The organism is Tychonema sp. LEGE 07196 (assembly GCF_963890365.1).
Lineage (GTDB): Bacteria > Cyanobacteriota > Cyanobacteriia > Cyanobacteriales > Microcoleaceae > Microcoleus.
Genome location: NZ_CAWPRX010000088.1, coordinates 1 through 11054, shown reverse-complemented (window position 1 = coordinate 11054; position 11054 = coordinate 1). Strand labels below are relative to the sequence as shown.

Here is an 11054-nt window from a genome sequence, read left to right as displayed (position 1 = left end):
GGATTCAACAGCCATATCGTCGTTTTCTAAGGGAGAAATCACGTCTTTAGCCCCCCCTTGGCAAGGGGGGGTTGGGGGGGGTTGCAGTGGCGCGAGAAAGCCTTCTACGTCAGTATTTGTGCCGCACCAGCCTTTGTCCGTTCGGTAGACGGTATTGACTGCGCCGATCGCCCTGGCGATTGGCGAAACTTCCGACAGCAGCGGTAAGATGGCTTGTTTGTGCGGAATTGTGATGCTAAATCCCCGAAGGTCGATCGCCGCAAATCCTGCAAGCGCAGCCTTTAAATCCTCTGGTTTTACCGGAAATGGGAGATAAACAAAATCGACTCCCAAGTGAGCAATAGCAGCATTGTGCATCGCCGGCGACAGAGAATGTGTGACGGGATGACCAATTACTCCGAGCAGTTTAGTAGTGCCTTGAATCATAGTAGTTTGATGTGGAAGGAAGTTCGGCAACCGATTGTTTTAACCGATTTAAGCGATGGCTTTTGAGGGAAGAAGAAAAAAAGAATCAAGAATAATTTTTATAGCGTTATTATACATTTTTGAGGAATTACTCAACCATGCCAAAAAGGGAGCCATTAGTAGAGAGGGCTGGTTGAATAGAGCGATCGGCAGTTTGGGAGCATCTGGTGTTTTGCATTTAATAGTGCGAGCGTCCCCGATCGCGTATTATACGATACGCGATCGGGGACGCTCGCACTATCAATGATTAAAATATATAATTCCGATGCTATCGGAAACGATATTACAAGCCCTATTGCAGCGACTCGATTCCTTACAAAAAATGATGACAGCAGAACAAAACCGTTGAGAAACAGCCACAGCGACTGTGGCTGGACTTACTCAATAACATTTGGAGTACCTCAAACAACAAGCACAGATCGTACCAATTCCGCTTGCACTCATACATGATGTTAACTGTTAACTGTTAACAGTCAACAGTCAACAGTCAACAGTATCTACGGGATTGGTATATTTGAATTAATCTTGTGGTGGGGCGGGTTTATACGATTCGTCGTTGGGTGTCAAATATTTGGGCGAGGGGAACCCCTACAAGATTGTGATATTATGTATTATTGAGAAATTTATTATCGCAATCTAATTTAATAATAAAAATCATGAAATTCGCCCCTACAAAAAATATATTTATCTTAACATTCCTCTCCTTTACCAGCTTAGTAACTTGGGAAATCGGACTTTTCACCCCATCCCAAACAGCCACGGCCCAAATTACTCCCGCTGCTGACGGCACAAATACTCAAATCACACCGAATGGCAATCAATTCAACATCCAAGGCGGCCAACAATCCGGCGATGGCACTAATTTGTTTCACAGTTTTCAGCAATTTGGTTTAACTCAAGGACAAACTGCCAATTTTATCTCAAATCCCAATATCCGCAATATTTTAGGGCGAGTTGTCGGCGGTGATGCTTCGCTGATTAATGGCATAATTCAAGTTACGGGCGGCAATGTTAATTTATTTTTAATGAATCCGGCGGGGATTGTTTTTGGTGCAAATTCTAGTTTGAATATTCCCGGTTCTTTCACGGCGACTACTGCAACAGGAATCGGTTTCGGCAACAATTGGTTTAGTGCGGTTGGCACGAATAATTATACAGATTTAGTTGGAAATCCGAATACTTTTGCTTTTACAAATCTACAGCCGGGAGGAATTATTAATCTTGGTAATTTGGCGGTGAATCAGGGACAAAATATCAGTTTGTTGGGCGGCACGGTTTTGAGTGCGGGACAACTTGCTGCACCGGGAGGAAATATTATTGTGGCGGCGGTTCCGGGTCAAAGTTTAGTTAGAATTAGTCAGCCGGGAAATTTATTGAGTTTGGAGATTCAACCGCAATCTGTGGCTGGTAGTTTGCCGCAAAGTTGGGTGTTACCAGTTGCATCTTTGCCGCAGTTGTTGACTGGTGGTGGGGGAAGTGCCACGGGGGTGATAGTTAATGCTCAGGGGCAAGTAGAATTAACTGGTGGCGTGCAAGTAGAGAATGGGGATGTTGTTGCTAAAGAAGTAAATGCGGAGAATGCAACTCTGTCAGCTAATGGCAATTTGACGTTAGTTGAAAGTCTGTTGCGTACAACTGGTGATTTGAGTTTGCTGGCTGACGATACGGTGCGGGTGCGCGACAGTGTGGCGAATCCGTTTGTGGCGAATGCTGGCGGCAATCTGTATATTCAAGGTAATAGAAGTATTGATATTTTGGCGCTGAATCATCTTTCGGAAACGCCGTTTATTAGCGGTGGAAATTTGACTTTGGCGAGTGATGGCATCATATCTACAGATTCTCATTTTAGGAGCGGTAATAATACGTCGCTCGTCGATTTATCGGGTAGACCTGCTAATTCGATCAGCTTGTACGACCCAATATATACACAAACTGGTGACTATAGTTCTGGAGGACATACAGGTGCATCCCTCAAGGTAGATACAACTTCGGGGACGGGAAATATTACTTTTACTGGAGATATAATAATTACAAGTACAGAACCCGATCCAATGCTTGTTAATGCTGCTGTCGGTACTGATGAATTTATTCTGCGTACTTCGCGATCGGTAATTTTGCGATCGGGTGGCAACATTCAAACAGGAAAAATAGATACCTATGGAAGTAATTCTAATAACGTAGGCCCGGTAATTATGCAAGCCGCAGGCAACATTCAAACGGGTATGATTGTCGCAGACTCTTTTGGGGGTAATTCTGGTTATATATCTTTGACTGCTGGAGGAAACATTTTTACAGACAGACTTACTACTATAAATACAAATGCCAATGGCAGTGGCGGTGATATTAATGTGAATGCAGGTGGCAGCATTACTACTGCCGATATACATTCTTTCGGAACCCGTGGATCGGGTGATATTAGTCTCAAAGCAAAAAACGATATTACTTTAGACTGTGATTCCCCTAGTTTTTGCATAGAGAGTTTTGCAGGAGGAGTTACTGACGTAATACCTACTGGCAGTAGCGGTAATGTTACCATTATCAGCGAACAAGGATCTATTATTTTTCCTCCCAGCGGCGTACATATAACCACTGGAAATAGCGCTTTGTTCAGCAGTCCTGGTTCTGTAACGTTACAGGCAAATCGTAACATTAACGTAGCTTATATAGGTGCAGAGAGCCTAGGTGAATCTACAGTAGATGGTGCAAATATCAATATTACGAGCGTAAATGGCAATATCCAGCTTGGCGACCTCAATAATTCTTCAGACAAGGGTAATGGTGGCAGGATTACTCTGTCTACCAGTGGAAATATTATAACAGGTAACATTTTAAACTACGGTAGATTGCAAGGCGGGATTGTTAATTTTACTAGCACGAAGGGCAGTATCACTATTGGAAAATTAAATGCAACCAGCTCTCAGGATTCAGGAAATGATACTATTTTTAACCCAGAAAATGGTGGATCAATTACTTTAAAAGCCGATCGCAATATTACGACGGGCAATCTCAGCGTAATGGCAAATCAAGACGGCGGCCCGATCGCCCTTACGAGCACCGCCGGTTCCATAGATACCGGGGCGATCGACACCACGGGCGATCGCGCTGCTGGCAATATTACCATTCAAGCCAGCACCGGCATCAAAACCCCGACAGAAGGAACTGCAATCGCAGGTAATTCCGTTAAGGGGAATGGCAGCAACGTTACTTTATCTACCACTAGCGGTGACATCAATACAGGCAATGTATTAGTATCGGGAATTAGGGGCGGAAATCTCAATTTTACTAATAGCAAAGGCAATATTACAACAGGTCAGCTACTGACAAGTTATGACGGTTTATCTGCCGATAAAAAAACTAACACAGGCGGCACTGTTAATTTAAATGCTGGGGGAAATATTACTACCAGCGACATCCGCGCGATCGGAATACTAGACGGCGGTTCAATTACCTTCAAAAGCGGCGGGGCGATCGATACTAGGGCCGGACTTATCAACGCGATCGGCGGCAACAGCGGCGGCAATATTTCCATAGAAGCCGCCACTAACATCAGTACCGCAGGAATTGGCAGCGCCCTATTATTAACCGGATTCAATGCAAATAGCGGTAATCTTCGCATTCAAAGCGGCGGTAATATTGACACAACTGCCGGCCCGCTGATTACTGCTGCGGCAAATGGAAAAGGTGGAAATGTTGCCATAGATGCTAAAGGAACTGTGGCGACATCTAGTATTAATTCCCGCACTTTTGCTTCCAACACCACGATTAATGGCGGCAATATAGATATTAAGGCAAATAGTATTACAGCAGGCGGAACTATCGAAACTAACCGCAACAATATTACATTTGCTGCTCCGGTAACATTGTCTGACAACCTCTCTGTTAACATTCTGGAGATGGGCGACATTACTTTTAATTCTACAATTGACGGGCCGTACAATCTCGCGGTCAAGCCAAATGCCGGAGTTGTTCAGTTTGGCGGTGCGATCGGCAGCCTGACTCCTCTCAACAGCGTCAATATTCAAGATGATATTCCCAGCAATAGGGTGGCGGTCGATATTACTGCAACTAATAACATTACCGCTCAAAAAATTACTTCGGAAGCCGGGATTTCTTTGTATAGCGAGCAGGGAGAAATTAAAACAGGAAATCTTGACTCGACCTCCCAAAATAATGGCAGCAATATTGATTTGAATGCGGGAACTAATATCACAGCAGGCAATATCAACACTTCGGCCGCTGGTAATGGCGGCAATATATTTCTCGATGCCAATGGTAATATTAATGCTGGAGAAGTTGACTCTTCGGCCAATGGAAATGCTGGCAATGTCAGCGCGATCAACCGCAGCAGCGCGGGCGACATTGTTGTGAGTTTAATTAACGCTGAAAGTATGGAAAGCGGTAGGGGCGGAGATGTTTTGATTTTGACTCAAAGGTTTTTTCGATCGCCCAATTCGTTCTTAGACAGAAACGGCATCAATGCTAGCATCTCTACGGCCGCCAGTCCAGGAGACGATCGCGGCGGCTTCATAATTATCAACCACGGGGGCGCGGGAATCACGCCTTTTATTGTCGGCAATTCCGACAAAAATGGAACTGCTGCTGCAATTACTAGAGGAAATAGCAATCCCATACAAACGATTTTGCCCGAAATCGGTTATCCCTACACTCACAGGCAAGACCTCAGTCTCGCATCCAATCGCGAGCGCATTCAAATTAACTCGGTTCCCTCACCCATTACGCCCGTACCAACACCCGCGCCGACGGCGACTCCATCTCCAACAGCCGCCGCCACACCCGCACCGACGGCGACTCCATCTCCAACAGCCGCCGCCACACCCGCGCCGACGGCGACTCCATCTCCAACAGCCACCGCCACACCCGCGCCGACGGCGACTCCATCTCCAACAGCCGCCGCCACACCCGCACCGAGGGCTGTTCCGTCGCCAATAACCCTAGCTACAAGAACCGCACCGACGGCTGTTCCCTCGCCGTCGCCGGCAACTGAAACGGCCTCACCGACGGCGACTGCATCCCCAATACCCGATCGCCCGATCGACCAAACTCCATCTTCCACTCCCTCGCCAACACCCGCACCCGCGCCCGTATTCGAGAATTTTCCCGAACTCGAAGAATTGCTAAACACCAATTTTTTTACACTGCCACCCCGCAGGCTTCCCACCCAGCCTTCTACACCAACCACACCGGGCGCAGCCGCCCGAATATCCGTCACGCCGACAATTCCCTCGATCGCCCAACTCACCGCCCCCGTCGCTCCTCCCAGCGCGATCGCTTCTCCAAGTGCGATCGCTTCTCCAAGTGCGATCGGGCAAAATCCAGCCTCCGCACCCATTCAAGCCCCTTACAACCCGCCTGTAGGACAAATTCAACCCGTACCTGCACCTTCTGTTTCACCCGTTCCCGCACCGATTCCCGCACCGATTCTCGCACCCACTCAAAGCCAAACTCCGCAACAGCAATTAGGCTTGTTAATTGGCGATTTATTAGCAGCAAAAACCACCATCACCCCAAATCCTGAAACCGGAGGTAACACTTTTGAATGGGCATTTTCCGATCCAAAGAACAACTTTTCGCTCACACCACCGCCCCTTGAGAAAGCACCCAATCTTACTTTTATACCGCCTTCGGAAAAGCCACCAGAAGACCCGCCAGAACTTGGTTCTTCTGCTACAGAACAACCGGACGGATGGATAGTCTCAACTCCCGATCCTGCGCCTATTGAGCCACCAGTTGCTCAAATAGAGCCTGATTGGTTAGCCAACATTCCCCAAATCACTTTTCCGCCAACTCCCGCACCAACTCCCGCGCCAACTCCAACTCCCGCGCCAACTCCAGCCCCTGCACCCGCGCCAATTCCCGCACCCGCACCAACTCCCGCACCAACTCCGATCGCCCAAACTCCCGCACCCGCACCAACTCCCGCACCCGCAGCCATCCCTAATCTTTTTCCCTTAGAAATTAGCAGGTTGAGCGTCGAACAAACATTAGACCAAGGCAATGGTAATGATGCTGTTGGTCTAATTGATAAACTGTTTGAACAAGACTATGAAAATTATTATGGCGAAGATTTGACCGACCAACAAGTAACTGTTGAATATCTCAGAGAAACTCTCAAAACAATCAAGGAGGAAACCGGGAAACAAGCGGTTATTGTTTACGCGCTAGTCCGTTTTGACGCATTGTGGCTAGTATTAGTAGTTCCCGACGGCCCTCCGATTCTCAAAAAAATTCCTGTCAACAGCGAAACTTTGCTAAAAACAGTGAAAGAGTTTCACCACTTTTTGGCTAAGCCAAATGATGCAGCAGATAAAAGATATTTGCCAATTGCTCAGAAACTTTACCAGTGGTTAATTGCGCCGATTAGTTCAGATATAGAAGCGTTAAATGTCGATACGTTAGTGTTTTCTTTCGATGCGGGTTTGCGCCAGTTGCCGCTAGCTGCTTTGCACGACGGCCAGCAATTTTTAGTAGAAAAGTACAGCCTCGGCTCCATTCCCAGTGTTAGCTTGACTAGCACGGGTTATCAAAGTTTGAAAAACGCGGAAGTTTTGGCAATGGGTGCTTCGGAATTTCTCGATAAACGTGCTTTGCCTGCAGTGCCGATCGAATTAGCTGCGATCGCCGGTACAATCGGTAAGGGGCAAAATCCTGCGGAATTGCCCTTGTGGCCTGGCCGCTTTTTTCTCAATCAAGATTTTACTGTAGAAAATCTCAGAAAACAGCGCGAGCAACAACCTTTTGATATTATTCACTTGGCTACTCACGCCAGTTTTCCGCAAAATCAATACGGGCGCAGGGAAGCTGAAATTGATTTTTGGAAGCGCTCTTTGCCGCTGGATGAATTTCGGTTGGCGAAGTGGTACGATCGCCGACAAGTACAGTTATTGGTGCTGAGTGCGTGCGAAACTGCGATCGGCGATCCGACAGCGGAAATGGGTTTTGCTGGGCTGGCAGTCGGCAGCGGTGTAAAATCAGTTTTGGCGAGTTTGTGGAAGGTTAAGGATGTTACGACTTTGGCGCTGATGACGGAGTTTTATGCTAATTTGCGATCGGCTCCGATTAAAGCTGAAGCCCTGAGACAAGCTCAACTGGCGATGATTCGCAAACAGGTAGTATTTAAAGATGGTAAGTTGGTGGGAACTCAAAGGGCGATCGATCTTACCAAAGTCGAACAAATAGCAAATTCAGATTTATCTCATCCAAAATTTTGGGCAGGATTTACAATGGTTGGCAGTCCTTGGTAATAAACTGGCGCGCATCTAATTTTAACAATAAAATTGGTTCGCCCCAGAAGCGTACTTTCGCTCGAACTTGTAACGAGTAGTTCTACAAATCATTTAGGATTGCTATAGCCTTTCTGTGCTCTGGTATGAGGTACTATCCGGGATAGGGCATAGGGCTCCGTGGGCATAGGGCATAGGGCATAGGGCATACCTCAATTTTCTAAAAAAGGCTATATATAGAAGGTGTTTAAGTTATAAACTGTTCTTGGCCAAATACTGTAATGGAGCAAAACCTGTGGGCAATTTTACTAAAATATTCAAGTCCAAAGATAAATCATCAATGCAGTTGCGTGTAGAGGAATCCGTCGCGGCGGTAGCACTTGTCGCAGCGGAGGCAAATTACCCTGATGTGAGTGCCGATATCTTGATAAGCAGAATTTGGGATTCAGAAATATTTGCTGAATACTCGGAAGATGATATGTCAGCAACTCTTCAAAAACTCGCGGGTATTCTTGCCAAAGACGGTTTAGGAGGATTATTTAATACGGCTTTTGAATCACTCCCAGATGAGTTGGTGTTGGATACTTTTACGATTACCGCCGCAATGTTTGTCGCAGAGGGCGAAGTGTCTCAGAAGCATCGGGCTTTTCTCAAGGAATTTCAAGAAGTATTAGGTGTAGGCGATAAGGAAGCTAAGGCAATTATTGAGGATGTAATTGCTGGATACTCGGAACTAAAACTCGAAAATTACGATATCGAGACAGATGAGGCGCTGTATTTCTCTGCTCTAGGCAATTTTGTGGTTTCGATTCCTGTTGAGAGGCAACGAGGCGGTAAAATTGAGGATGACAAAAGCTTTGTTGCTTTTTCTGACGATTTTGGTGTTTTGCTGAAAATTGATTATTTCCCGCTTTCTGGTGATGTGAAAAAATTAATTGAATCAGCGGGGGAATGGGCTTATCTTACTTTGTTTCTTAACAAGTTTATTGATGACACTGTTCTGGCTAAATTTGCTAATTCTCAGTTACTATACAGTGAATATTTAGAAGAGGAAAATGCTTATTTTGTAGTGACCGATTTGCCTGGGAGTGCTAATGTCAGTGTACCAGAAAATGACGGTCAACTTACTTTGATGGATGCTTACCGGGGATTTATGGCTTTGATAGTTGACGATTTTTGCTATACGGTGAGTTGTCAGCGAATTTATGAGAAGCAGGAGGAATTGGGTTCTATTGAGTCGGAGGTTGAGAATCTTATGAATAAGATTTTTGATTTTATTCTGACTATCCAATTCTCTGGGGAGTAATAAACACTACTTTTAGCTTCTGCGATCCAATCTTATAGTTGTTAATTGACGGGACAGGATATTAAAGCAGTTAACAGCGCTATGATACGGTGACGATTATTTTAGCGGAGTGCTAGATATTATATCAAATCCTCTCTTCATCGGAATTGTAAATTCAGGCGTTGACTGTTGATTGTTGGCTGTTGACTGTTAACTGTTGACTGTTAATACCAATGGAATAAAGTAGCGCTAGATATTACCCCCCCAACCCCCCCGCCATTTCGGGGGGGCTAAGACTTCATCTACAGCACATAGGTCAGAAAAATGGTATAACATCATGTATGAGTGCAGCCGGAATTGATATTAGAGGTTTTTGGAATAAAATAGTGCGATCGAGAACAGGCTTTTTAGTCGGTTCTCGATCGCACTTCCAGAGTCAGTCAACCCCAGTCGGAAGACAGCAGCAATTCGCCGCCATTTTCGATTAATTAGTCGTTTGAGCTTCCACCAATCGTTGCTTGAGTTCTTCCAGGGCGCTCGCCCAGCGCGGATCTGGCTGCACCGAGCCAGAATCAGCGCTCGACACTGTGGTTGTTGATTGATTGCGGCGAGACTTGTTGTTGTCACTCCGACGGCGATTGCTTTTACTAGAACCGCCTCCACCTTGAGTTGGGGGGGCCGAGCGCTGCTGTTGCTGCGGCGCAGGCACCGGCATCGCTGTTGATGCGGATGCCAACTGCGGTGAAGCAGGCGACGATGACTGCTGCTGATCTTCTTCGCCCTTCTCCGATTTACCCTTAGAGCGGGGAAGTGCCTTCTCTATTTTTAGCGGGTTTTCTTTGAACATTAAGCCGTTATATTTCTCAATAACTTGGTCGGCTTGTTCGTCGGTTAGCACCGTCACAAAACCAAATCCTCTACATTTACCTGTTTTGCGGTCTGTAATTACCTTTGTGGTAACAGATTCCCCTTCGGGTGCAAAAACTTCTTGCAATTCTAGGCGATCGAGTTCCTTGGGTAGGTTGCCAACATAAAGACGAATAGACATGAAAAATTCCTCCAGAATAGGATTCTAATTAATTTGCTCGAACCGAATTACCTGCTGTCAACTGAATGTTGACTTCAGGGAAAGACCGCATAACCGCATAATTTGCACATTCCTCCCACCAACCTTGACAGATTCTCCCACCTTTTAGAAAAAAAAGGTGATTTATTCCGATCGGGCCGGAACTTAACCGCCGATGCAGAGAGCCTTGAAATCTCAGGTTGTTGTGTAAACTTTTAGTCATCACTCAAATGTTGAGGCTATTGGCTATTCTGTATTTCTTGCTTGCGGTTTTGATTCAGAATGTTTGTAGCCAGAGCCGTGTAGAAATTTATGTCCAAGGATGTCATTTCAAGCGATCGGAATGCCAGTATTCAGTTTAATACAGTGATGGATAAAATTGCTAACATTTTTTGGCCCAGTAATCTTACCTCGCTCCTCATCTCGCTCTTAATCCTAAAAACTGCTCGCTTACCCGGTCTCCCTTAAATCGGGCTCGGCAGCATCCGACCATTCTTTAAAGGTATCACAACCTGGGTGACAGAGCTAGCTATTTAGGTATATTTCAGGCGAATTTGATGAAAACAACAATCTGAATCATTTTTCTGAATTCATCGCCCACAGCAAAATTGCCATTCTAAAAAAACAGCCGACAAGCGGCTGGCTAAACTTGCTGTGTTGGGAGGTTGACAATTTTTACGCAATACCTTAGCGGTTTTAGCCCACTGAAGTTATTGCGATTTTTGTTTTATCCAATTTATATAAACAAATGTAACAGGATGTCATTTAAAAAGCAACTTTTGTTTACGAAGTCCGAGGGAAGTTAGGCAACGAGCAATGTACGGGATGTAACGGATGTAACGGATGTCAGTCCGTCGGAAGAGGTCCGAGGTCCGAGGGAAGAGCATTATATATCTTGCAAAAGTCAAATTCACCCCCCGCAAGTCCCCCCTCCCGCGGGGGGAAACAAGAATAATCTTGCCCCCTACCCGCGAGTTCGGGGAGGGTTGGGGTGGGT

Annotated in this window: 4 protein-coding genes and 1 pseudogene; 3 read left to right on the top strand and 2 right to left on the bottom strand. The window is 45.9% G+C overall.

Annotated elements, in window-relative coordinates; all coding sequences use genetic code 11:
- A pseudogene (locus tag AACV78_RS11150) lies at positions 1 to 426 on the bottom strand (shikimate dehydrogenase); the annotation flags it as partial.
- 695 nt (positions 427 to 1121) lie between these two features.
- Here AACV78_RS11150 and AACV78_RS11145 point away from each other — a divergent pair.
- From AACV78_RS11145 to AACV78_RS11135, 3 genes are all read left to right on the top strand, one after another.
- Positions 1122 to 7727: a CHAT domain-containing protein gene (locus tag AACV78_RS11145; protein ID WP_194012647.1), complete on the top strand. Its 6606-nt coding sequence runs from the start codon at positions 1122 to 1124 to the stop codon at positions 7725 to 7727.
- Positions 7728 to 8046: 319 nt separating this feature from the next.
- Positions 8047 to 9012, top strand: coding sequence for a tellurite resistance TerB family protein (locus tag AACV78_RS11140; protein ID WP_228042685.1), 966 nt, complete (start codon positions 8047 to 8049; stop codon positions 9010 to 9012).
- A 320-nt stretch (positions 9013 to 9332) separates the two neighbouring features.
- Complete coding sequence (locus AACV78_RS11135; protein ID WP_194012649.1) at positions 9333 to 9479, top strand: hypothetical protein; 147 nt, start codon at positions 9333 to 9335, stop codon at positions 9477 to 9479.
- On the opposite strand, the gene AACV78_RS11130 is transcribed toward AACV78_RS11135, so the two are convergent.
- Positions 9476 to 10039: an RNA recognition motif domain-containing protein gene (locus AACV78_RS11130; protein WP_194012650.1), complete on the bottom strand. Its 564-nt coding sequence runs from the start codon at positions 10037 to 10039 to the stop codon at positions 9476 to 9478. The genes AACV78_RS11135 and AACV78_RS11130 overlap by 4 nt on opposite strands.
- Positions 10040 to 11054 lie beyond the last annotated feature (1015 nt).